The sequence below is a fragment of the uncultured Sunxiuqinia sp. genome, assembly GCF_947495665.1.
In the GTDB taxonomy this organism is placed as follows: domain Bacteria; phylum Bacteroidota; class Bacteroidia; order Bacteroidales; family Prolixibacteraceae; genus Sunxiuqinia; species Sunxiuqinia rutila.
Genome location: NZ_CANLZV010000009.1, coordinates 81,385 through 106,846 on the forward strand (window position 1 = coordinate 81,385; position 25,462 = coordinate 106,846).

Here is a 25,462-nt window from a genome sequence, read left to right on the forward strand (position 1 = left end):
ATCCCTTAATATTATTAATCCTGGGCTCCAGTATCAGCCTCTTTCAGCCAATTCGGATTTTGATAAATAGGCGATCCATCTACACTTGAATCGACAGATGATTGTAAGAAATGTGATACAGCAATTGGCTCCAAATAATGGGCCTTGTGCCATTTATATCCATTGTAAACACGGTTATTGGTGTTAGCTCTGTGAGGTTGTAAATATATACTGCCTCCTGCTTCCGGTGGTGAAGAAACATTATTGTCATTGCTAGCCGAGCCGTATTTCAAATACGATACTCCATTTTCCTTATACCACTCCTGCATAGTCCCCCACAGTTTAAATCCTTCAACAATATATGGAGTCACTTCTAACTGATCAAATGAACGCCAACGTTTAAGATCCTCATAACGGAAGCCTTCTGAAAAAAGCTCACTCCGCCTTTCCCGTCGAATATTATAAAGTATCTTGTCGTTGAGCAGCTGACCTCCTGAGTAAGCAGCCCAATCATTAGCAGCCTCTTGAAAGATATCTGTAGCATCAATTGTTACGGAAGGATCTTCAGGCAGATGAGCCCGAGAGCGTAACTCCTTCCAATACTCCAATGCATCAATATCCAATGTTCCATTTTTCTCATATGAAGCTTCAATATAGTTCAAATAAGCCTCTGCAGCCCTGAAAACAATATGACCAATACCACTTCCTCCATTTAAGGCATGAGCTGCATCTGGATTCATAAACTTCCTAAGAGCATAACCTGTAGTCATTCGCCCCTCTCGACCATTGTAGGCTCCAGTTATCCATGGATAATCTTCAATAGGATTCAATTCGTGAGTTCCATCACCCCGGTTAATCCATAGGTTATATTGCCCAGGCTCTTTAAGAAATAAATACAAACGATTATCTCTATTTTGGCGTACTGAACCAATCTCATCATCCTGATAAGTAAGACTACTAGAATATATCGGCTTTCCATCTTCCATTAAAAAATTTTCAACTGCCGAACGAGTTACGCCAACCTGACCATTATCTTCTTGAAACCCTCGTGAAATTTGATTGGTTACTACTCCTAATTTGAATTCGCGCCAAAGAACCACTTCTGCATAACCAGCCATATCTACATCCCCAAACATCTCAAAATATCGATTTTGACCAATTGGATATGGCACTGGAGCATTGTCTGGCTGCGGAACACCACCATCATTAGGAGTTAAAGCATATTTATCAGCAACAATCTTAGCTGACTTCATCGCTTCACCCAAGAAAAAATCAATTTCACGATCAATATTCCCTGATGGGAATTGAATATCTTCAGATTCACCAGGCCACCCAGGACCTCCGGGAACACGAGCAGTACCTTTATGATATTTAAGCCAAGTTCCCTCATATAACGCTACCCTGGACCGAAAATGATGCGCAACATCCTTATTTATTTGTGTTTTATTGACGACAACAGGAGATGCGTCTGCCAGGTATGTTAATGCCGTATCAATATTGGCAAGGATAAAACGTGCCACCATATTTCGAGGTTGTCGCTTTGTGGCTCCACTTAATATTTCTTTGTCATCTGGCAATTCTCTTGTAATAATAGGAAAATCACCTAACGCCTGTAGTTTACTAAAATAAACACAAGCCCTTAGAAAATACATTTCACCGATATGATGACGTATTGCTACTTCATCTCCAGATATTTCCCGGGCTTCGTATTTTGGAATTACTCTTTGTAAGAAGTAATTGCATTGCCGTATTTCACCGAAGGACCAACTTCCCCCAGATGACGGTACTTTATATTCTCCGGGCACAAAAACATTGCTTGCTCCAGGGGAAGCCTGATTATCGGTATTATTGTCTGTCGGAATCCAACCATTTGGGTATGAATTTGGAATATACGTATATTTATCTATTACGTAGGCTGATAAATGACTCACGTCGGTTAGGTAGGATTCAGGAGTAACTTGGCTTATTGGTTCTTTATCTAAAAGATCATCGCAAGCAGTAAACAGCAAGAGCACAATGCTTAATCCTGTTATATATTTTATGATTGTTTTCATATAATTCCTTTTTATTAATTAATTCTATAAGCTTAGGCTTAAACCTAAAGAGTATGTCCTGAAAATAGGATATGAATTCCGTTTATCCGTTCGAATCAGTTCAGGATCATAAATCTTAGTTAATCCAGTAAAAGTAAATAGGTTTTCGCCTGAAGCATACACTCTTAAATTACCTATCCCTAGCGAATTGACTAAGACCTTAGGAAGTGTATACCCTACAGTTAAGTTTTTCAATCTCACATAAGAAGCGTCTAGAATATACTTTGTTTGAATCTCCCGGTTCCGATTATCCATCAGAGGTCGCCCATAGTAAGGATCCAGATTCTGTCCCAAGGGGTGATTCTCATCAGCTCTAAAATAATCCAGTTGATCATCCAGCACTATGACTCCCCACTGCCAGCCACCAGGGAAAAACATTTGTGAAGAAGTTGCATAATCTCTTTTTAAGACTCCTTGAAAGAATGCTCTTATATCAAACCCCTTATAACTAGCATTCAACGTAGTTCCAAAACGAAATCTTGGCGTATTGTTACCAATAATTTTACGATCACCCGGATCATTTAAAGTATTGGCACCTGAGCTAACTTTATTATCTCCATTCAGGTCTTTATACATGATATCGCCCGCGGTCAAGTTTGTTAAGCCAAACTGTCCTCCTTCGTTTAATGATGCTAGATGGGCATCCATTTCCTCTTGCGTCTTCGCAATACCGACCGTTTCATACCCCCAAATTTCACCTAGCTTCTGTCCCTCTCGATAGGTTGACAAGCTTCTACTTTCGTTGGGATAACGGGTAATTTCAGTTTGAGAATCGGACAATACCACAGAAACTCCATACCTGAGTCTATTCCCTCTTAAATCCAAACCATCATTCCATGCAACGGATAACTCCCAACCATAAGTTTTTAAGTCCGTATTATTTTGTTTTGGAACTGCTGTTCCCAAAGTATTTGGAAGCTCTGGTGCCGGGCCGACCATATCTAAGGTATTCCGCACGAAATAATCAAAAGAACCACTCAATCGGCTGTTCAATAAAGCGAAATCTAATCCGTAGTTATAAGACTCTACTTTTTCCCATGTAAGACTACTGCTAATCAAGCCAGGAGCATAAGTAGTGTTGGGTTGACTGCCTGAGACTAACCATCCTCCATTTTGAACACCGACAGGCTGCGTTACATATGTTGGATACCACACCTCAGTATTTTGATTCCCCAACGAACCATAAGAAGCCCTAACCTTTAACTGATCCACAATATCAACATTCCAAAATTTCTCATTGGCAACATTCCACCCTAAAGAGAAAGAGGGCAGCAACAACCATCTGCTACCTTGTCTGAATCGAGAAGAACCATCATATCGGAGATTGGCTTCAAAAAGGTAACGATTGTCATAGTTATAATTTAAGCGTCCAAAAAAGCCACCAACAGCCCAGTCATAGTAATTCCCATTTAATGAAGGAGGTATTTCTTCTCCTCGGGAGTTAATACCAGTAGTCGTACTAATAGACTGAACATCTGGAGAGATACTTCCTGTACGCTGCGCCATCAAATCTCGCTGAGAAAAGTTTTCGAACTGCCCTCCAGCCATCAATTTAAACTTATGAGCTTTGATTTCCATCTCATAATCAGAATATACATCAAGGTTGTAATAATCTGATTTAAATGCATACTCATTAACATTACTTTCGGTGCCTCCACTTCCATAATAAGGATTCCCATTCTTATCATAGTTATAAAAAGGCTTTTGATACCACTGCCTAAATTGATTCGATGATTTGTAGCTACCACTACCTACAATCTGCCATCCTTCAAGTGGTTGAAGTGTAAATTTTAATTGATGTGTATTTACATCTACTATCTGGTTATGCTCCCCACCATCTCTCAACTTCAAGATTGGACTTGCTGCATTATCAAACAGTTGTCCATTGTCATCATAAATCGGCATAGTAGGCCATCCCTGACGCAAAATATTATCCCAAATACCATCATTTAAAAAAGTAGGCCGTTGGTAATCTTTTCTTGAAAAACGATTAATAAATTCCACATCAAGATAAGAAGTCAGAGACGCATTTATTTTACCAGTAATATTATACCGTTGGTAAGTATCAGTATTAATTTTAAGAAGTCCTTCTTCTTCGATAAATCCTCCTGAAATATAATACTGCATTTGTTCGCTACCTCCCTTTATGCTGAGGTTATGCTCCTGAGAAAACGATTGATCATCAAAAACCCCCTTTAACCAGTTACTATTGGCATGCCCGGCATTATAGCCATTTACCCAACGACCTTGGCTATTAGCCAGCATAGGTACATCTTCGCCATTCTTGTATCTTATAATTCGATCCAACCATTCGGAACTGAAATAAGGTGCGTTTCCGCTATTAACACTATTGTCATTAAGGACATAAGCAAAAGTTTCAGAGTCTGAAACACTGGGCCAGTGATTAGGCGAACCGCTTCTAAAACTATTATTATAATTAACGTCGATCTTTCCCTTCTCTCCCTTTTTTGTAGTAACCAGGATTACTCCAAAAGGAGCTCGGGATCCATAGATAGAAGATGATGCGGCATCTTTCAAAACTGAAATATTTTCAATGTCCTGTGGATTAATCAAAGATAAGTCTCCTTCTACTCCATCTATCAACACCAATGGAGAGCCATTGGATCCTTCTCCCAGAGTAGTTACTCCCCGAATGTTAATCGAAGCTGTTTCACCAATATTTCCTGAACTCCTTGTTATATTAAGTCCTGGTGCTACTCCCTGCAACATGTCAACAGCATCTTTTGCCGGACGCTCTTCAAGTGCTTCGCTTTTAATAACTGCAACTGAACCGGTTAAATTTTCCTTTTTTTGCACACCATAACCAACAGCAACGACTTCTTCAAGTCCTATGGCATCATTTTCCAATTTTACATTAATCACCTTGCTCGTTCCAATTGGTATTTCCTGTGTTTTCATACCAACAAATGAGAACACAATCACTTTATCTTCTTCTGGTGTTACTTGCAAAGAATAATTACCATTAAAATCAGTAATGGTTCCAATTGTAGTTCCTTTAATAAACACCGAAACGCCCGGTAATGGAGTGCCGGCTTCTGCCTCGGAAACAGTTCCGGAAAGATTAACCGGCTGTGCTTTCAAAAAGCTTGTTCCTACAAAAAGGATCAGGAAGGCTAGCAGTAATTTTCGCACCCCCCTGTTCTTAAAGTCATGATTTTTTTTCATAAGTTTGAATGTTTTAAGTTTTATAATAGCCATTTCATCGGCTGTTAACTTATCTGCATGATGTTGGTAGCATCGTGCTTATTACCGGCAAATGTTTGCTCATTTGCCGGTTTTTTTATTCTTAGTATAGTTAGGTGTTTGTTGGTTTAAATATAAAGGCTTTCCATTTTTGTATTGATGAACTCTATTTCCACATTTATGAACTATATTATCCAAAAAAGAATGCCAAATAGAATATATACTTTAACTCTGAAGACAATTATCTCAACTTCCAACAATCACATGATCGACTCCATATCAAGAATCAGAAAGGTTGCTGCACTCCTTTCGCAATGACATAAAGTGATAACGGTAAGTAGAAACTACCGATAGACTCCTGCGGGTAGTCCTTGCACATCAAGGGCAATTTGAAAAAGCGAGCCGCTTAAAGGGTATGCTTGCAATTGCTTTTCAGACAAGCCTTCTTTAGCTGTTGAGATAAACAAGGTGTTAAGATCAGCTCCACCAAAAGCGCAGGAAGTTACATGAGGGGCGGGAACATCGATTACCCGCAGTTGTTCCCCCGTATTTGGATTCCACTGAATAACGGCATGACCGCCCCAATGGGCAACCCACAACATTCCCTCCGAATCAATGGTCATACCATCCGGAGCTCCAAGCTCAGCCGGTACATTTATGGCAATCCTACGATTAGACAATTCTCCGGTCGCCTGCGTGAAGTCGTAGGCAAAAATGCACTGTTCAGCGGTGTCAATGAAATACATCGTTTGTCCATCAGAAGCCCAAACAATTCCATTGGAAATCGTTACTTCTGCTTGTTTCACAGTCAAAACCTGCCCATCAAAAACATAGAGATTTCCAGCTCCTTTCACAACTTTCTTGTTCATTGTTCCCACCCAAAAACGACCGGCCGGATCGCATTTCCCATCGTTAAACCGATTCCCTTGCAATTCGTTCGGATAGTTGATCAATTGATGCAAAACACCGTTCGCTGCCATTCCATAAATACCCGTTTCCAATGCCAGCAAAACAGTATACTCGCCAGCGGCAGGAACGACAGTCCCAATCATACTTCCCGTTGGGTACGTTTTATTTTCCTTCTTTACCGGATCGTAGCGATGAAGTTTTTCTCCGGTAATATCCACCCAATACAATACCTTTTCAAAGGGGTGCCACACCGTGCCTTCTCCTAAAATTGCCACTGGCGTATTTTCAACAAGCTCGACTTTTTGTCCCATAAGTAAATTCGTAATCAACAATGTTGAGAGTAATAACGAAAGTTTCATAAATGCCGGATGTTACACTTTCAGATGTTCGGATATCCAAACAACCTGATACTTGGAACCTGAAACTCATAAGCTGGATTCCCAAGGTCTATCTCCATCCGCAATTCAGAAATAATAAGTCATCAATTCTAACTATCCTGCATTAACGCCGACCGGCCTCCATCCAAAAGATAGGTTGTACCCGTTGCGAAAGCTGCAAAGTCACTTGCCAGAAAAGCACACCATGCTCCAACTTCTTCTGGGGTACCAAGTTTTCCCGCCGGATGCAAATCAATTGTTCGCTGACGTTCAGCAGCTGCGTCCGGGAACGAGTTAAACCATTTATCGTTTCCGGGAGTATCGATAAAGCCAGGAGCTACTCCCACAACCCGCACAGAGGGTCCCCATTCAATTGCCATGGCACGAACCAAACCAGTAAGTGCCGTTTTGGTCACATTGTATGGAAAACAACCAGGAATTGACGAGTAAGCATGATTGGAAGTCATAACGACAAAAACTCCTGAAGAACTTGCTTCTAAATGTTTCCGGCTTGCTTTTGCCAAGCGCCAATGCGAAGCCAGGTTTAGTTCATGATTGTAAGTCCAATCTTCTTCGGAGCACTGCGAAGCTCCTTTAAATACGTTTACCCCGGCATTGGAAACCACTAGATCGATCTGCTTAAATTCACGGGCAACACGTTCAACAAAAGAGGCAATCTGCTCTTTTGAGGTGACATCAACCGCTTGGTAAAAAGCTTTCCTCCCAAAAGCTTCAACACTCTTGATAAAATCTTTGACACTATCCTGATCTTCAGATGTCCTTGCACAACCAGCCACATGACAGCCAGCTTCAGCCAGCACTTTTGCGACTCCTGCACCAATACCACTGGAAACACCTGTTACAATAGCTACTTTATCGGTTAGATTAATCCCTAACATTTTTATTGGTTTTATCTGTTTATATTTTTTAAAGACACTTTTGTTAGAGCCAAGACAATAGATTCTTGGACAACTTCGAACTAACTTAAGGCTTAAAAACTCTGTCAATATACTTTAGTCACTTCGTACTTTCCTATTCCTAAATATAAAAACCTTTTTTAGCGATACGGATACCCGGATGCTTCTCCATTTCTTGCTCAACCAAATCGACACCTAAACCCGGCCGGTCAGATAATACCAGATAACCTTGATCGACCTCAATGGCATGATCAATTACTTCATCTCGCCAAGGGACATCGCAATAAATATACTCCTGCCGGAAGAAATTGGGAACAGCCGCACAAACATGAGCACTTGCCAATGTTGACAGGGGCCCATTAGGGTTATGCGGTGCCAACAATACATTGTAGGTTTCGGCCATGGTTGCCATACGCTTCATTTCCGAAGGACCACCACAACGAGTGATATCCGGCATAATAACATCAACCACCTGTTTCTCCAGCAGATCCCGAATTCCGTGACGTGTATAATGACGCTCTCCCACGCAAATCGAAACTTTGGGGTCAATGCGTTCACGTAAAGCTTTTAAGGTATTTGCATTTTCAGGTCCCGCAGGTTCTTCGTACCAGGTAATGTTCAACTGAGCCAATCGTTCAGCCATCGTTACTGCTGTTTTGAAATTAAGCATTGCATGTGTTTCTATCATTAAGTCAGCATCGGGTCCAATCGCTTCGCGAACAGCCTTGCTTACCTCAAAAGCTCGATTTTGTTGCTCTTGACTCAAGCCCAAGTCCGTATTTAGGTCTTCACCATACAAATAGTTGACATGCGCAAAAGGATCAAATTTAACGCCCTTAAAGCCAGAGCCCATAACCTTTCGAGCCTGCATCGCATAGTCCTCGGCATTGTGTCCACCACCTGTAAACCAGTAGTTGGCGTACAGCCTAATTTTTGTGCGAAACGCCCCTCCCAGCAACTCATACATCGGGACTCCCAGTTTCTTTGCTTTTAAATCGAGCAAGGCCATGTCAATACCCGAAATAGCACACATGCTGGCACCAAAAGGACCAACCCAATTCAAATCGCGATATAATTTGGTCCAGATAAAGTCAGTCCGCATCGGATCCAAGCCGATAATACGTTTTCCTGCTTCAACTGCAGCAGCTTCGATCATTTGACTTCCGGGCCAGTTTGTCGCTTCGCCAACCCCAGTAATTCCTTCGTCGGTATAAATTTTCAATAAAGTCCAGTTGTACTTTACACCTTCAACCAACCATACTTTAACATCTGTAATCTTCATTCATTTCAAATTAGAGCCAAGATACAAGAACCAGGAAACAGAATTTTCAGACGACCATATCCGAACCACTGATTTTCAGATCCTCTACTCATGGCTATTTCTTATTTACACATTGCCTTACATGATTCCGTATTTGTCCCAGGCTTCAACAGCACTCATCCCTTCCTGAATGGCTTTTAATACCGTTTTCTCCCCTCGAGCCTTTTCCAAAGAGCGCGCAAATACTTCCTTCTCAACCAACTGGGGGACCACACAAACGCCATCAATATCACCAACAATAATATCACCTGGATTAATACGAACCCCGTTCATTTCGATAGGCACCCGAAAGTCAATCACTTTACCGCGAGGTGCTTGATCCTGAGAATAGGGCCCATAAGAAAACACCGGTAAATCAACATCATAAATCCCCTTTGTATCGCGCGAATAGCCATTGACAACAGCTCCAGTGCCACCACACATTTTGATACGGGTAAGCATCAGTTCGCCAACTAAAGCATAGGCAGGAGAAGAACCAGAGCAGATATAAACCTCGCCCGGCTTGATATCATCCAAGGCTTCCAACATCAAGCCAAATGGTTTATCCATTAAGGGGTTTTGTGATCCGGGGCTCAATTCTTCAAAACAGTCAGCTTCCAAAACAGTCATCGCCCGTCCAACCAGCAACATCTCCTCTTTCAGCGGTCTGATTTGAGGAGGTAAAAACTGATGCTGAAGTCCCATTTTATCCATAATATCGCCAACTACAGCGGTATAGAGTTCCTTACGGATAAAACCGAAAAGCTCTTTGTCGTCTTTCCAATCGTTTGCAGTCATCTTATTTATTCGTTAGTAATTAATAGTTTTATTTGTCCACTTAGCTTCTGGCCTCTGGTTAACGGAATATCGTACAAAGCTGCATGAGAACTAAATCCCCGCAGAAACCGTTCTGACCCCGGATTATCGTACCCCGCCACCAGCCAATGAATGTTGCCATTCTCAAGCCAACTACGTACATGCTGGCTACCGTCCGATTTTAGCTGAATGGTACTTGCACCTTTAGCAGCTAAGGCAGCTTGAAATACATTGCGCTTGGTTGAGCGGAAATCGTTACTTCCATAGCGCGTTTGATCCTGATGATAAGCCCAGGAAGGCTTTTTCGAAGGACCTGCTAATCCACAGCGCTCATCGTTGTAAAAAAGTTTCGCTTCACCTTTCAGCCGTCCAATATGATCTTCGGGGTAAACGGTCCACAGTCCTTTTTTCTCCCAACTCAGGGTATTGAATGTTTCAGGCAATGAAAATGCCACACCCCATTGACGGAAATTCTCATTTTTCAGCATGCTGTAATCGTACGAAACAGCTATGGAACCATTAGCCTGAACAGAGATCTCCATCGTTCCTGTTGCCTCATCGTATCCTTCAGTCAGAACAATTTTAAGCTGCTTCTCTCCTTCTTCTACGTCCACAGAATGAATGCTACGATTTGATGCAGCGGGTGAATACAGCGTATAATCCGGTGTTTCCTTGGTCATCTGTGTATCGCCTTTATTATTGGCAGAAACCAGCATTAATATTGGCCAATCATTTAACACATCGTGTCCTTTTGAGTCTGAAATACGGAATCCTTCAGGGCCAAACTCAACCTTTAACTTTTTACTTTCAGCAATTTTTTGTTTTCCCTTTCGGCTCCACTGCAAACGATCCTCATTTGTTTTAGCAATCTCCATTTCAGGCATCGAAAAATCAAAAGCATATTCATCAACGGCCACTTTACTGTCTTTGTAAACAGTCAACCTCAATTTCCCTAGTTCCTTGTATGTGAAAGGAAGCGTTGCTTCGACTGATCCGCCAGGCTTGGCCTCAACTCGTAGTTGTCCTTTGGCTTGATTATTACTCCAAGTAATCCGGCATTCATCCAAATTTGAAAAGAAATAGCGATTCTCCAATGTAAGCTTCACGGGCTCATCATTCAGTCCACTTTCAAGTTTGATTTTTACCGGTGAATAGATTTTCTTCATATGCCAATATTCCGGTTTTGGCCTTCTCCAGCCATCGACCGGCCCCCAGGTTCCGTAGCCAACAGCATGTCCTGATGGTAAAAAGAAGGTATCATCAATACCAGCCCATAGTGCGCCACCCAGCACGCCTTTTGCAGCATACATTTTCTCCCACATGTGATACAAAATATCTCCCCAGAAATCGCGAATTCCAGGGTCGGTCATCAGCTCAAATCGGTTGTAGGCATTCAAGTGTACGTATTCATCAAAAGTAATTGGACGCTTGTGGTTGCGATATTTATCGGGACCTCCAGGCCCTGGATAGTGATGATTGGCAAGCTCCAGATATCCGCCATCTCCATCAGGTCCGTATTGACTAAAAATACGAGGTCGTGAAGGATCAGCAGCCTTTACTAAGTCAGCGGCTTCTTTAAAAAGTTCATCAAAATCATACGACTCATTCGCAATTGACCAATGCAAAACCGATGGATGCGACTTATTCAATTCAACCATTTCGAGGATGGGCTGCACGATGGCTTCAAAGTAATTTGAATTATTTACCGGCTTTTTGCCAGCCCAGCAAAATGGGCCTTCCACCTCAACAAACATTCCCAGCTCATCGCATGCATCCAACAATTTTTGATTTGGAGGGTAGTGCGAAGTACGGATGTAATTGACATTTCCTTCTCTAAACAGTTTAACATCCTCAAACCACTGGTTTCCATTCAACGAACGTCCCCGCAAAGGATCAACTTCGTGCCGACAGACACCGCGTAATTTTATCGGATGGTTGTTTACAAAAACCTGGTTCTCGCGAACTTCAATTTGTCGAAAACCAAATCGTCGTGACACTTTTGTTTGTTCTACGCCATCCACAAACAGTGAACAATGCAGCACATAAAGGTTGGGATGTTCCGGATCCCATTTCTGCGGTTTTCGAACATTCACGCTTGTTTCAATCTTTTTTGTTCCTGCTTCCAGCGAAACAGACAGTTGCTTGTCGCCTTCAAAAGCAACGTGGTTTCCAGACAGATCGGTAAGTTCAAACTTTAGAACGGCATCTTTACTTCTGTTGCTTTCATTAGACAACAAAAGCTGGGTTTGAAGAAGAGCATCTTCGTATGTCTCATCAAATGTTGTCCGGACATGCAAGGATGCTACATTCACTTCGGGAAGGGCCATCAAATAAATTGGACGGGAAATACCTCCCAAGGGATGAACCGCATACTTTGAACCAGAGGACAGGCTATCGGCCACACTTTCGCTACGAACAGCCAACGCAATTGTATTATTTCCTTTTTTTACCGCATCGGTAACATCCAACTCAAAAGGGGTAAATCCGCCTAAGTGTCCTCCAACTTTTTTTCCATTCATCCAAATGGTACATTCACTGTAAACAGCTTCACATTTCAGCTTAATACGAGCTTTCTTCCACGATTCAGGAAGCTGAAACTCCCGGTAGTAACCGGCATACTGTCCGGCATCTACTTCAAAGCCTTGCATCACCCATTCGCCCGGGACCTCAATATTTTCCCAGTTTGTGCTACCTATATTTTTCCAAAACGAGTCTGCTGGACTTGGATTAAAGTTCCAGGTTCCATTCAGGTCAAGTTGTACCCCATCAATCCCCTTAACTTTTTCGGGAATGGGGCTCCAACGGATCGTTTCCAACTTTTGAGGATCAAAAGTAAGCTGAGCCTGGATGCTTACTGCAAACACCAGGAATATCATTAATAAACTAAGTTTCTTCATTCGTTTTAAGGTTTAAGATTTATTCTTCAAAATTTCCAATCCTTACAAAACAGAGCCTTTGCCTTTGTCTGCGCCTTTCTTACTTTTTCACCAATTGCAGTTTTACGGAGGATTTGATCACACTTCCTTCTTCCAAAGGTTTACGCTCATCATTATAATGCCCGCTAAAAAACATGTCGCCTCCGCCGGTTGAATAACCAGCCACCAAGAAGCTGATGTTTTCATTAGCATCGACAAAAGCTCTGAAAGCCTGTTGGCCATCGCCAACAACCGTTACCCCATAACCATCGGCATTGGATAAAGCAGCCCAGTAAATATTCTCACGCGTTGCTCTAAAATCATTTGTTCCCAACGAAATGGCATCAAAACGCCAATCATTGACAGGCTTTTGCCCAAACGATTCAATTCGGAAAGCTTTGTCGCCAAAAGGCACCGTTTCACCATTCGTACGTCCAATATGATTCTCAGGATACCAACTCCAAAGTCCTTTCCGATACCACTGCAAATTCTTCGAACTTTCAGGAACAGAGAAAACCAATCCCCATTGACGTGGATTCATTTTGATCATTGCCTTCATCTGGTAATCGACCACCACATCACCCCCGGCTGTAAACGCGTAGTTAATCTCCCCTTCGGCCATCGTGTAGTTAAGCAAAACTTTAACTTTTACGGTATCGTTTACTTGCTCCCAGCTAACATCCTGTACCTTTTTCCTGGTACAAAGCGAATTATGAAGAGGAATTTCGAGGCTGTGTTCTGTATTGCAAGGGCCTGTTCTTAACTCGAGCATCATCAGTTCGGCTCCGCCATTGAGAACTTTTTCATGATTGATTTGAGCACCATTAATCACTCCTTCTTTCAAGCCAAACTCCCACTCAAATCCGTCTCCGACTATTTGCAGACGATCATCCTCCTGAGACACTGCTAACCGGCGAGCTGACACTTTTTGGAAGGGAAAATCATCGCGTTTTACCTGGCCTATTTCGATAGCACAGGCTTCTACTTCAATATTCTGGGGAGAGAACACACGAACTGTCATAATTTCCCCGTCTAACCGAGCATCTGTGGGCCTAATATCCAAGATGCCTGTTTTTTGTGGAGGTAAATCCATGTTTACCGTACCCGACTTATTGCCAACGCTCCAGGCAATGTGACACTCACTCAAGTTTGTAAAATCAAAGCGATTCTCTATTTGAAGACGAATAGGCTGTCCTTTTTCAGGAACTTCAACATGCTGATTATGTATTTTTACCGGAGAATAGCTCTTTTTCATGTGATAGTATTCTGGCTTTTCGCGCCGCCAGCCATCAATTGGCCCCCACTCGCCATAACCAACAGCACGTCCGTCGGGCAAATAAAAAACATCGTCAATTCCTGACCAGATAGCACCACCAAGGCATCCCCGGCTTTTATACATACCTTCCCACATTTTTCTAAATCCGCGTCCCCAGGCATCACGCACGCCAGGGTCAGTAACGATTTCTTCCCGGTTATAGGTATTCAGGTGAGCATATTCGCCAAACAATATCGGACGCTTAAAGTCTTCCACCACCTGAGGTCCATTAGGCCCCGGATAGTGCATGTTGGCCACTGGCATTTTCGTACTGCCGTAGTTGTTAAATCCGCCGTAAGCCTGATCATGAAAGGTAGCAGGTCGGGTCGGGTCTTGCTGCGCATAAAAATCGGCTAAGCGCGACCAATTCTCTGTCCACATGGATTCATTGGCCATTGACCAAATCAGAATACTTGGATGATTCCGGAAGAAAGCCAGATCGGCACGAGCAATTTGCTCAAAATAGTTGTACATGGCCGGATCCTTGGGATCATTGTTTTTCCAGTGCTCATTAGCTCCATGGCCCACCCAGCAAATTGGGTTTTCCAGTTCGACATACAAGCCAAGACTATCACACAAAGCGATAAACTCTTCGGCTGGCGGGTAATGGGAAGTCCTGATGTAATTCACGTTTCCCTGCTTAAACAATTCAGCATCCTGCTTCCAAAGCTCAGGAGTTAAACTCCTGCCTCGCAATGGATGAACTTCGTGGCGATTCACCCCCTTCATTTTAATCGGAGTTCCGTTCACGAAAAGCTGATTGCCAACGACCTCAATTTGCCGAAAGCCTATTTTCTTCACGATCGTTTCAACGCCAGCATCAGTTAAAACATCAAGCTCAAGCCGATATAAATTTGGATGTTCAGCATCCCATTTATCAGGCTTAGCTACCGGAAATGAAAGGCTGATTGGCAACTCCTTTTCACCCTTCAGTTGGACGGTTTTACGAGAGTTTGCCAGTTCCACTTGCCTCCCATTGGGAGCGAACAGACGAACATTCACATCAGCACGTTCAGCAGCAACAGCATTTTTTAATGTTGCATTAATTGCTAAATCAGCATGCTCATAATCTGGATCCAAAGGAGTGGTTACAACCAAGTTGGCAAGGTATACTTCAGGAACGGCATACAAGTAAATCTTTCGTAGAATTCCTCCCAGTTGATGGGCAGCATATTGTGTTCCCGACATCAAGGTATCAGCCATTGTTTCTGCTGTAACAGCAATTGTCAGGCGATTTTCCTTTCCACGCTTGAGCAAAGAACTAACCTCCTTTTCAAACGCAACCATCGGGCCGGTATGGGAACCTGCACTTTGCCCATTAACAAATAAATCAGCCTTGCTAAAAACGGCATCGCAACGTAAAAAGATCTTGCAGTTTGTCCATGTCTTTGGAACAGCAAAAGATCGGGAATAAACTCCCGCCTTTCCAGGTTCTACCTCAAATCCCTGCATGGCCCATTCTCCAGGGACTTCAATCTGAGGCCATTTTTTTGCTCGATTGCCCACCTCAGCAAGCTTGCCGGAAAAGGAATCATTAAAATTCCATCGCCCGTTCAAGTCAACTTTCACAGGACTTACCGAGGAGTTTCGAGGAACAACAGCTAATTGTCCGTAACCCGACGGAGCAATTAGTAAGAACATGAATAAACAAATTAAAAAGTGTAGATTCTTCATCTCATTCTATATTATTAGTTGTAGTAGTAATCATTGCAATATACTTTTCAAATAGAGATTCGAAGAGAAAGTCTCATAGCCCTTTTTAATGAATGGAAATAAGCCTTTCCTGCACAGTTCAAAATTACACTGTTCAGCTTTAAAGTAGTTGAATCATTTTACCTGTAACTTGAACTATATTTTCAACAGATCAATAAATCCAGTAAATTTGCTTCAATTTGCAATTAGGTATTCGCACAAAATGACATCTTATGCAAGCACAATATTTTAAACTAACCAAACAGGTTCATCAATCCATTTCAATTCGGAAAGATACCCGTACTGCCTTTTACGACCATTGGCACTATCACTCTGAATTGGAGCTCGTGTATATTATTCAAGGGGAAGGAACCCGTTTTATTGGTGATGACATATCGCGCTTTGGTAGTGGAGATTTGGTGCTTTTGGGAGTTGGATTACCCCATGTTTGGAAGAGTGATGACAGCTACTTCGACCACAACTCAAGAAAGAAAGTGAGTGCGATTGTACTGCATTTTGGACAAGACTTTTTAGGGCCAGATCTTTGGGAATTGCCTGAGATGGCTCCTATAAAAAAGCTTTTGGAGCTTTCTCCCAGGGGAATCAGTTACCATTTACCCGAGGGACATCCTGTAAAACGGAAACTCCGAAAAATGATCGACCAGCAGCCTTTTGACCGACTTACACACTTGCTCACAATGCTACACAAACTAGCTCAAGTGGAAAACCATACCATTCTATCAGGCATTCCATTTGCCGATCATTATCAGAAACACCATTCCAAGCGAATTGACAAAATCTATGATTATATCCTCACCAATTTTGAAAAGGAAATTAAACTGGAAGAGCTCGCTCTGCTTGCCAATATGACTCCGGCATCCTTATGTCGTTTCTTTCGTCAAAAGACACGAAAATCGGTCAGTGAATTTATCAATGAAGTGCGGGTAGGTTTTGCCTGCAAGCTTTTAATTGAAGGGAATCTTTCGATTTCTGAAATTTGTTTCCGATGTGGGTACAATAACCTGTCCTATTTTAACCGGCAATTCAAAAAAATAATCGGGCTAACTCCCGGCAATTATCAAAAAAAGAAAAGTCTGTTTGAGGAAGAAAAACAAGCGTAAGTTTTCCATCCTTAAACAGACTCATGTCCCGTTAGAATTCATCCTAATTCATAACGGAAATCCCTTTGCCGAATAAGCTCAAAGACTATTTCTTCTTTAGTTTCTTTCCTACTTCTTTTAGGATTTGTACACTTTCTTCAGGGACATTACCTTCCCCATCGGGCCCAATGTTTAGCAAGAGATTTCCTCCTCTTTCATTAATTTCCTTGAGCTGGTTATAGACTTTATCGGCGCTTTTCCAGTTATGATCCTCTTTTTTAAATCCCCATGAATCATTCATGGTATAGCATGCCTCCCAGTAATGATCCAGTGCATCTCCAGGATGTTCCTGCTCCGGTGTTCCAAAGTCTCGTTTAAACTGAGCTCGTTTGGCCACCCGATTATTGATGATAATCGATGGTTTCAACGCACGAATGTATTGGTACAAGTCCTCGCCAGTTTCCATATCCCACCAATTCACCCAATCGCCATCAAACCACAAAATCTCGGTATCATACTTTTCAACCAATTCGCGGATTTGATTTTTCATATAAGCGATGTATTCTTGCTTTTTCTCAGGAATCATAGCCACCTGGCCCCAACGATTCCATCCATCTTTTCCTGAATCATTGCGATGTTGCGAAGGGTGATGCCAATCAATAATACTGTAGTACGTTCCGAACTTGATTCCTTGCTTTTTACAGGCATCAGATAGCTCCTGAATCAAATCACGTCCTTTCATGGGAGAACTGGCAATATCAAAATCGGTATACTCAGAATCCCACAAGCAAAAACCTTCATGGTGTTTTGTGGTAATCACCAAGTATTTCATGCCGGCCTTTTTAGCTAAACGTGCTATTTTATCCGCGTCAAAATGCTGTGGGTTCCAGGTATCAATTAACCGGGCATACTCCTCCCTTGAAATATCAGCCGATGATTGAATCCATTCGGCATAGCCCTTAACTGTTTTTCCATCATAAATTCCCCCAAGCTGACTGTACAAGCCAAAATGAATGAACATGCCATATTGGGCATTGGTAAACCATTCCATTCGTTTTTGAAAATCAGCATCCGATTCTTTCAGGTAATTCACCTGCGCCCAAAGTTTACCCGATAAAGAACCGAGCACAAGCGCTACAAGGAGTAGTCGTTTTTTCATTTTTGTAGTATTTAAGTAGGTTTAGAAAATCAATCTTACGATTGCGTCTCAAATTAACATTTTTATCTGAACTCTAAAAAAACATGTAGTTTAGGATGAAATTTGCTCCTTTTTACAACTGAGACTCCAACCAGAATACCTAGGACGAAAAAAGAACCCAAGCCACAAAAAAGTTTATCCATTAACCCTTGGTTAAAAACCAATTTTGTCCTTAACTTATGGTTTAAATAGCTATAACCTTTGTTTGCTTGGGACTGGACAAATACATATCTCTCCCCGAAAAGGAGTTAATGGAAAAGTTAAATTGCGGGGACGTAAAAACCTTCAATTTACTCTTTCGTTCCTACTACAAGCCTTTGTTCTTTTATGCTTTACGAATCACCCGGGAACACGAAGCCTGCAAAGATATTATTCAGGAAACATTTTCACAGTTTTGGGAAGAGCGCAAAAAAATACCTGTTCGCTACTCCATTAATGCTTACCTGTACCGCATGGTGCGCAACAAAAGTTTAAACTACATTCAGAAACAAAAAAGACAGGCCGAAGGAAACCAGCACTATGCTTACCTGCTGCCCCACCATACTGATGTTACAACCAATCTGGACCATCAAAAATTGCTTCATCTGATTGATCAACAGGTAGAACTTTTTCCCCCACGTCAAAAGCAGGTTTTTCTTCTTAGTCGAAAACAAGGACTGAGCCATAAGGAAATAGCCAGGCAACTGGGGCTCTCTGTCAAAACTGTTGAAACCTTCATTTTCCGGAGTTTAAAGCAACTTAAAGTTCATCTGAAAAAGTTTTCGTAAAAAAAGATGGTTGGCTTGTAAGTGATCTTTCAATTTGAATTGCCTTAGAAGCAGATTACCAAATCAGACTAATTACGATGAAAGCTGAAAATCACTCTGTCCCGTTTTTTCGTACTTCGGTTTCAGCCTTAAGTAAGCCAACATTCCAGCAGTCAGGCGGCTCCGGAGTACTTTCGGTCGTTCGGCCACTGGAAGATTCGGCGCAGGAAACTGACAAAGAATGTGTGGATCGACTTGTGTGCGAAGACCGGGGTGCATTCCGGAAACTATTCGAAAAGTACTACAAAGAGCTCTACGTTTTTGCCCGTCAATATGTGCACTCAAGCGAAACCTGCAAAGATATCCTGCAGGATGTTTTTTCCTACCTCTGGGAAAAGCGCGAGCAACTGGAAATCAATCAGTCGGTTAAAGCTTATCTCTACCGGGCGGTTCATCATCAATGTCTTAATTACCTGAAGAAGACAAACACGACGCATCGCCATTTAACCAGCTTTCACCTGCAACAACAACAAAGTTTTTTATACCAGCAAAATGCGCATGATCAGCTGCAGGAAAAGGAACTGCAGGAAACAATTCATCAAGCCATGGCGTCCTTGCCCGAGCAATGCCGAAAGATTTTTTTACTGAGCCGCGAGCAAGGCCTGAAGCACAAAGAAATCGCCCGACAGCTTTCCATTTCTCCCAAAACGGTTGAAGTGCAGATTTATCGGGCATTGAAATACCTGAAACAACAATTACCGGTTTCAGCCACGAGAACCAAAAAATAAGAAATACTCAAAAATGAAAACACCTCATAACATCGATCAATTAATTCTGAAGTACCTGGAAGGGTACATCGCTGCCAACGAATGGACAGAACTGGAGAGCTGGCTTCAGGAAAGCACTGAAAACCAAGCCTACCTGGAAGAAATGCAGTCGGTTTGGCTGGCTGCCGAAACCGAATTGCAAATTACCCCAGACGTACTGGACCAGGAGTGGAAAAAACTGGAAAGGCGAAACTTCTCTTCTCAATCGCCAACGATCAATTGGCTACGGTGGACCAAAATCGCTGCGGTTTTCATTTTGGGAGCCACCCTCTCGTGGGGAATTAGTAACTACCAGACCAACCATTACTTTGCCCAGCTGGAAGAAAGCGTAATCTCAGCCCCGATGGGCGCCAAATCAACCATTTCACTACCTGATGGTTCCACAGTAATTCTGAATGCCGGAAGTGTTTTGAAATATTCGGGGGATTTTGGCAAGGATGACCGGGAAGTATCGCTCGAAGGAGAAGCTTTTTTTGAAGTCGCTCAGGACAAATCCAAACGTTTCCAGGTTCGCACTTCCGACATTACCGTAAAGGCCTATGGCACCAAGTTTAACGTAAAAAGCTATGCCGATGAGCGGACCATTGAAACAACCTTGGTGGAAGGCTCCGTCAGTATTGTTAAAAATAGAACGCAAAAAACCAAGCCCGAAGAACTGTTCTTAAAACCCCACGAGCAACTGGTATTCTATAAAGCAACCAGTCAAACTCAAACCATTGAAACACAAAATCAACCAGCCAGTCAACCGGATACTGTCCGGGAGAAAAAACCAGAGAAAATCCTGATTTCCAAAGGTATTGACCCGAAGCTTTTCACCTCATGGACCGAAGATCGGCTCATTATGAAAAGTGAGCCCATGCAAAAAATGATTGTGAAGATTGAACGGAAATACAATGTCAAGATCCATTTTGAAGATGCTGACCTGAAAGATTTCCGGTTTTCCGGAATAATTGAAAATGAAACCCTTGAGAATGTATTGGCCGCCATCAGCATCGCTTCACCGATCGACTATACCCTGAAGGACAGAGATGTCTGGCTACGCAAAAAAGAAGACCAAAAAAACAACGACTAAACAACACAGAACTGTATGAAAATCAAACCTGACCTTACGACAAAATCCTTGATGTTCGTGTTTCTGACATGGCTGCTGTTGCTGTGCACTCATTCCGTATCTGCTCAAACGAATGACTTGTCAGTCAACCTCACGAACTCAACCATTCAGAATGTCTTTAATGCCATTCAGGAACAAAGTGATTATCGCTTTTTTTACAGCGATGATGTCATTGATCTGGATGCCGTTTATTCCATTTCATTCAGCAACAAGACCATTCTGGAAGCCCTTGAAATCCTGAAAGCAGAAACCCGGCTTTCGTTTAAAATTGTTGAGAAAAAATTGATTGTCGTCTCCAACGACCAGCTTCCTAACGACTCATTCCTAGTGCAAGGGCGCATTGTGTCGGCCTCGGACAATGAGCCACTTCCCAATGTGAATATTGTTATTCAAGGCACAACCACCGGGCAAATTTGCGATGTGAACGGCAACTATGCCATCGAAGTCCCTTCGAAAGATGCCGTGCTTGAATATTCATTCATTGGATTTAAAAAGCAGCAAGTGCCGGTTAATGGAAGATCAATCATCAATATAAGTCTGGAAGAAGATATTGGTGCCATTGAAGAGGTGGTCGTCACCGCTTTAAATATTGCACGCGACAAGAATTCACTGGGCTACTCGGTGGCCCAAATTCAGGCTTCCGATTTCAACCAGGCCAAAGAGAACAACCCCATCAATTCCTTAGCGGGTAAGGTAGCAGGCTTGCAAATTACCAAATCGCCAACCGGCGTTGATGGTTCGTCACGCATTGTATTGCGAGGAATTACCTCGATGCAGGGAAACAATCGCCCCTTGTTTGTAATTGACGGAATTCCGATGGATGCCGGTTACGGCGGAGCTGGCCGCTGGGGTGGAAAAGATGGCGGTGACGCGTTGTCCGACTTAAACCCGGAAAACATTGCTTCCATAAGCGTATTGAAGGGAGCCGGAGCAGCAGCAGCTTATGGTTCGCGCGGGGCCAACGGTGTTATTCTGATTATGACAAAGAAAGGCTTGGAGCGTGATGGCATTGGCATATCCCTTTCCTCCGGTTTCACCTTCGAAAATCCGATGGTTGTTCCTGACCTTCAAAATGAATATGGACAAGGTGCTTTTGGCGTTTACCCCAACATCATTGCCGGCAATCCCTCCTACCCCCTGAAAGATTATCCGTGGATTTGGAGTTATGGCCCCCGAATGGATGGTGAATTGCGTATTGGATGGAATGGTGAAGAAGTTCCGTTCAGCAGTCAGGGTAACTCGTACCGCGATTTTTTCCGGACTGGCACAAGTTTTACCAACACCCTAGCCTTTGATGGAGGCAACGATAAAACCACTTTCCGGGCATCCATTACCAATCAGGACTCCAAAGGAATCATGCCCAACAACGATTTAAGCAGGCAAACCATCAACTTGCGCGGAGCTTCCAAATTTGGTAAAAACATTGATTTAGATAGTAAAATCACCTACATCCGTTCGGTGGTAAACAACCGGCCTTACCTGGCCGAAGACGGAGCCAACATTATTCAAACGCTGGGAATTATGCCACGCAATATCTCCTTGGAATCGCTAAAAAATAACATTACCGATGCTGCCGGAAACGAGATGAAGTGGAATACGGATAACACCTTCAGCAATCCCTACTGGATTTTGGATAAGATCAGCAATGAAGATGAAAAACATCGCCTGCAGTCCATGTTCTCTGTCGATTGGAAATTCTCTGAAAAGCTGAAGTTAACGGCGCGTTCCGGTTTCGATTTTTACTCCAAAACAACCAAAGATCAGGAGGCTCCGGGGCGCCCGAACCTCGAAGCTGGCCGAGGTTCCATGAGCCAGAGTATGAGTCAGGGCATGGAGTGGAACACCGATGTAATGACCACTTACAACCAGGCAGTCGGCGCTTTTAACCTTACGTTGAGTGCCGGAGGAAACTACCGCTACAACCAAGGGAAAAGCCTGTCGCAATGGGGAAGCGTCATGCGTGTGCCCGATTTTTACAACATCAAGAATTTCAAGAACTACGGAACCAGCGAGTGGTTTTCTGAAAAAGAAGTGTTTTCGCTTTATGGCCTGGGACAGTTCTCGTTTCAAAACTACCTCTACCTTGATGTGACCTTGCGCAACGACTGGTCGTCTACCCTGCCCCTGCAAAACAATTCCTACCGATACCATTCCGAAAACCTAAGCTTTTTGTTTACCGAAGCCTTTGGCTTGAAATCATCAGTTTTATCTTCGGGCAAAGTGCGAACGTCTTATGCCAAAGTTGGAAATGACACCGGCCCATACCAGATTAGTCAGTACTACAGTGTTTATCAAACACAAACCGACTTTCCTTTAGGTGGAATTGGTGGCCAGCTGCCCCATTACGACCTGGAGCCGGAAGATACCTACTCGTGGGAAGTTGGAACCAACCTGGGCTTTTTCAACGATCGGCTTAACCTCGATGTAACCTACTACAACAGTTTATCGGTCAACCAGATTATGCCGGTTACCCTTACGCCATCCACCGGATACGCCAGCAAATTTATGAATGCGGGAAAGATCGAAAACACAGGATTTGAAGCCCAGCTGAATGCCAGCCCGGTCGTTTCGGATGGATTGAACTGGGACGTTGTTCTCACCTGGTCAAAAAACAATAGTAAGGTAAAAGAGCTTTACGAAGACATGCAAACACTCCCCCTGGCTGACGAATTTCACATGACCATTGAGGCGCGTCCGGGGCAACCCTACGGTATCATTTACACCACCGACTACAAGCGCGATTCTTTTGGTAATGTACTGATTGACAAAGATGGCTACACCCAGGCTGGTGAGAAAAAAGCAATGGGAAATATTAACCCCGACTGGATGGGAAGTATTTCGAACAACCTGACTTATAAGAACTTGAAATTTAGCTTTTTGATTGATGTACAGATGGGAGGCGATGTGTATTCGTGGGGGAAAGCTTATTATTGCCTATTTGGAACCGGAGCCGAAACGGTGGAAGGACGCGAAGGCTGGTACGCCACTCATGATCCGGCCACTTATTACACCACCCCTCTCCCCGGCGTTGAGCCGCAAGGTTTTATTGAAGAGGGAATTATGGAGTCGACTGGCAAACCCAACACAACGCCCATCGATCCGCAAACTCATTGGTACAATTTGTACAATCAGCAAATTGGTACCGAATGGATTCAGGATGCCACCAACGTACGCTTACGAGAGGTTGTTTTAGGGTATTCCTTGCCGAAAAGGTGGCTGGAACGAACTCCAGTCAGCAATTTAAATTTGTCGCTGGTGGGTCGTAACCTGCTCTTTCTTTACCGGGCTATGGACCATGTTGATCCGGAATCGGGCTACAGCAGCGGAAATACAGGAAACGGAATTGAACACATGTCCCTTCCCTCAACCTCCAGCTATGGATTTAACCTGACCGTCAACTTCTAATAAAAAAACGATGAACACCATGAGAAATAAGAACAGACAAAATCAATGGGTTATAGTGATTGCTTTCCTACTGCTGCTGGCTTCCTGCGACGATCGCTTTGCCGAGATTAATACCAGCCCAAATGATATAACCGAAATTCCGAACGAATACCTTTTTGCCAATGCGGTACGTCAAACATTTTTAAGCAACACCTACCTTCACTTTACGTTCGGAGGTCAATATTCGCACATGTATGTGGGAATTAATGACTCGCGCTACATCGATAGCTATTTCGATCATTTTACAGGAGCCGAATACCGTTATGTTTTCGAAAATATCTACCACGGACCAATACGAAACATCAACCAGGTTATTCTTCTTACTGAAAGTGGAGGCATGCAGGAAAATGCCGTTCAGCATGCCATGGCCCAGATTGTGGCTTCAGTTAGCTTTTTGCGCTTGACCGATGGTTACGGAAGCATTCCTTACGAAGAAGGTGGTTACGGACAAAAAGACATCCTCTACCCGGAATACAACAGTGTTGAAGCCATTTACACCAGCCTGATGGATCAGCTGAAAATAAACATGGAACTCCTGAAAACGGCGCAGGCTGAAAACGCCTATCCCGGAGCAGACCCCCTATTTTCCAACGACCTGAATAAATGGGTTCGTTTTGCCAACTCATTGCGTTTACGAATGGCCATGCGCATCCGTTTTGTCGCGCCACAAGCAGCAGCTCCCATCATTCAGGAATGTTTGAGCCAACCACTGATTGAAGAGAACAGTCAAAATGCCGGCTTAGAAACTCAGGACAGTGATATTGGGGAATTTCAAAACCCACTGTATAGTTCATACAATTACTGGAAATGGAAAATGAGCCAACTGTTGGTTGATCAGCTAAAAGCAACCAACGATCCGCGCCTGGAAGTTTTTGTTGCTCCAAACTCCAATGGCGAATTTGTGGGAATTCCCAACGGCCTTTCCGACAGTTATTTTTCTGAATGGGATTGGGCCGGCACCTCAAATCCGTCGGACATGCTGGTTGGGCGCGGCGCTCCGATCTATTACATGTCGGCTGCCGAAATCTGGTTGTTACGTGCGGAAGCAGCTTTAGCGGGTTTTGTCTCCGGAAATGCGAATGACTACTACCAAACTGGCCTCCGGAAAGCACTGGAGCAATGGCAGGTGTCACCTAGCCAGGCCGATGAATTCCTGGCATCAGCTAATGCTACTCTGGCAGGAACCGAGGAACAGCAACTCGAACAGATTTGCACCCAACAATGGCTTGCTTGTTTGCCGGAAACCTACGAGGCCTGGTGCAACCTAAGACGCACCGGCTATCCTAAAATTGCCAAACGGCTTGCCCCGATTTATGAACCCGGCGCAAGCGAGGGGAAACTTCCCAAGCGCTTCCTGTATCCGGCAATAGAAACCAACATCAATCAAGCCAATTACCTAAAAGCAATTGAAGAGCAAGGCCCTGATGAAATCACAACGCCCTTGTGGTGGGATGTCCGTGACTAACTGAGGCCTTCAGATAGAAATAAAAAAGTAACGCATTATCAATAACCTTTAAAT

The 25,462-nt window shown here is 43.2% G+C and carries 15 protein-coding genes; 6 read left to right on the forward strand and 9 right to left on the reverse strand.

Annotated features, from left to right (window positions below):
• Window positions 1-14 precede the first annotated feature (14 nt).
• The 8 genes from Q1A18_RS12445 to Q1A18_RS12480 all read right to left on the reverse strand — a co-directional run bounded on the left by Q1A18_RS12445 (window position 15) and on the right by Q1A18_RS12480 (window position 15,466).
• Complete coding sequence (locus Q1A18_RS12445; RefSeq protein ID WP_299580503.1) at window positions 15-2,033, reverse strand: RagB/SusD family nutrient uptake outer membrane protein; 2,019 nt, start codon at window positions 2,031-2,033, stop codon at window positions 15-17.
• A 24-nt stretch (window positions 2,034-2,057) separates the two neighbouring features.
• Window positions 2,058-5,258 carry a TonB-dependent receptor gene (locus Q1A18_RS12450; RefSeq protein ID WP_299580506.1) on the reverse strand — a complete coding sequence of 1,067 codons (3,201 nt, stop codon included), beginning with the start codon at window positions 5,256-5,258 and terminating at the stop codon, window positions 2,058-2,060.
• A 362-nt stretch (window positions 5,259-5,620) separates the two neighbouring features.
• Window positions 5,621-6,496, reverse strand: a complete 876-nt coding sequence (locus Q1A18_RS12455) for an SMP-30/gluconolactonase/LRE family protein (RefSeq protein WP_299580509.1) — start codon at window positions 6,494-6,496, stop codon at window positions 5,621-5,623.
• A gap of 176 nt (window positions 6,497-6,672) precedes the next feature.
• Entirely contained in the window at window positions 6,673-7,461 is a 789-nt protein-coding gene (locus tag Q1A18_RS12460; protein ID WP_299580512.1) for an SDR family oxidoreductase, read from the reverse strand.
• A 139-nt stretch (window positions 7,462-7,600) separates the two neighbouring features.
• Window positions 7,601-8,761, reverse strand: coding sequence for a mandelate racemase/muconate lactonizing enzyme family protein (locus Q1A18_RS12465; RefSeq protein WP_299580515.1), 1,161 nt, complete (start codon window positions 8,759-8,761; stop codon window positions 7,601-7,603).
• 117 nt (window positions 8,762-8,878) lie between these two features.
• Entirely contained in the window at window positions 8,879-9,577 is a 699-nt protein-coding gene (locus Q1A18_RS12470) for an RraA family protein (RefSeq protein WP_299580518.1), read from the reverse strand.
• A gap of 5 nt (window positions 9,578-9,582) precedes the next feature.
• The gene (locus tag Q1A18_RS12475; RefSeq protein ID WP_299580521.1) at window positions 9,583-12,492 is read right to left on the reverse strand and encodes a glycoside hydrolase family 2 TIM barrel-domain containing protein; all 2,910 of its coding nucleotides are present in this window, start codon (window positions 12,490-12,492) and stop codon (window positions 9,583-9,585) included.
• A 79-nt stretch (window positions 12,493-12,571) separates the two neighbouring features.
• Complete coding sequence (locus Q1A18_RS12480; protein WP_299580524.1) at window positions 12,572-15,466, reverse strand: glycoside hydrolase family 2 TIM barrel-domain containing protein; 2,895 nt, start codon at window positions 15,464-15,466, stop codon at window positions 12,572-12,574.
• Window positions 15,467-15,750: 284 nt separating this feature from the next.
• Between Q1A18_RS12480 and Q1A18_RS12485 the strand changes: the two genes are divergently transcribed.
• Window positions 15,751-16,638 carry an AraC family transcriptional regulator gene (locus tag Q1A18_RS12485; protein ID WP_299580527.1) on the forward strand — a complete coding sequence of 296 codons (888 nt, stop codon included), beginning with the start codon at window positions 15,751-15,753 and terminating at the stop codon, window positions 16,636-16,638.
• An 85-nt stretch (window positions 16,639-16,723) separates the two neighbouring features.
• Here Q1A18_RS12485 and Q1A18_RS12490 read toward each other — a convergent pair whose 3' ends face one another.
• Window positions 16,724-17,776, reverse strand: a complete 1,053-nt coding sequence (locus tag Q1A18_RS12490) for an alpha-L-fucosidase (protein ID WP_299580530.1) — start codon at window positions 17,774-17,776, stop codon at window positions 16,724-16,726.
• A gap of 290 nt (window positions 17,777-18,066) precedes the next feature.
• Between Q1A18_RS12490 and Q1A18_RS12495 the strand changes: the two genes are divergently transcribed.
• The 5 genes from Q1A18_RS12495 (at window position 18,067) to Q1A18_RS12515 (ending at window position 25,408) form a co-directional block, all read left to right on the forward strand.
• On the forward strand, window positions 18,067-18,582 hold the full coding sequence (locus Q1A18_RS12495; RefSeq protein ID WP_299580533.1) for an RNA polymerase sigma-70 factor: 516 nt from the start codon (window positions 18,067-18,069) through the stop codon (window positions 18,580-18,582).
• Between the two features lie 77 nt (window positions 18,583-18,659).
• Window positions 18,660-19,349 (forward strand): RNA polymerase sigma-70 factor, encoded by a 690-nt coding sequence (locus tag Q1A18_RS12500; RefSeq protein ID WP_299580536.1) that lies wholly within the window; start codon window positions 18,660-18,662, stop codon window positions 19,347-19,349.
• Between the two features lie 13 nt (window positions 19,350-19,362).
• The gene (locus Q1A18_RS12505) at window positions 19,363-20,460 is read left to right on the forward strand and encodes a FecR domain-containing protein (protein WP_299580539.1); all 1,098 of its coding nucleotides are present in this window, start codon (window positions 19,363-19,365) and stop codon (window positions 20,458-20,460) included.
• A gap of 15 nt (window positions 20,461-20,475) precedes the next feature.
• Window positions 20,476-23,904: a SusC/RagA family TonB-linked outer membrane protein gene (locus tag Q1A18_RS12510; RefSeq protein ID WP_299580542.1), complete on the forward strand. Its 3,429-nt coding sequence runs from the start codon at window positions 20,476-20,478 to the stop codon at window positions 23,902-23,904.
• A 19-nt stretch (window positions 23,905-23,923) separates the two neighbouring features.
• Window positions 23,924-25,408 carry a SusD/RagB family nutrient-binding outer membrane lipoprotein gene (locus tag Q1A18_RS12515; RefSeq protein WP_299580545.1) on the forward strand — a complete coding sequence of 495 codons (1,485 nt, stop codon included), beginning with the start codon at window positions 23,924-23,926 and terminating at the stop codon, window positions 25,406-25,408.
• The last annotated feature ends 54 nt before the right edge of the window (window positions 25,409-25,462 follow it).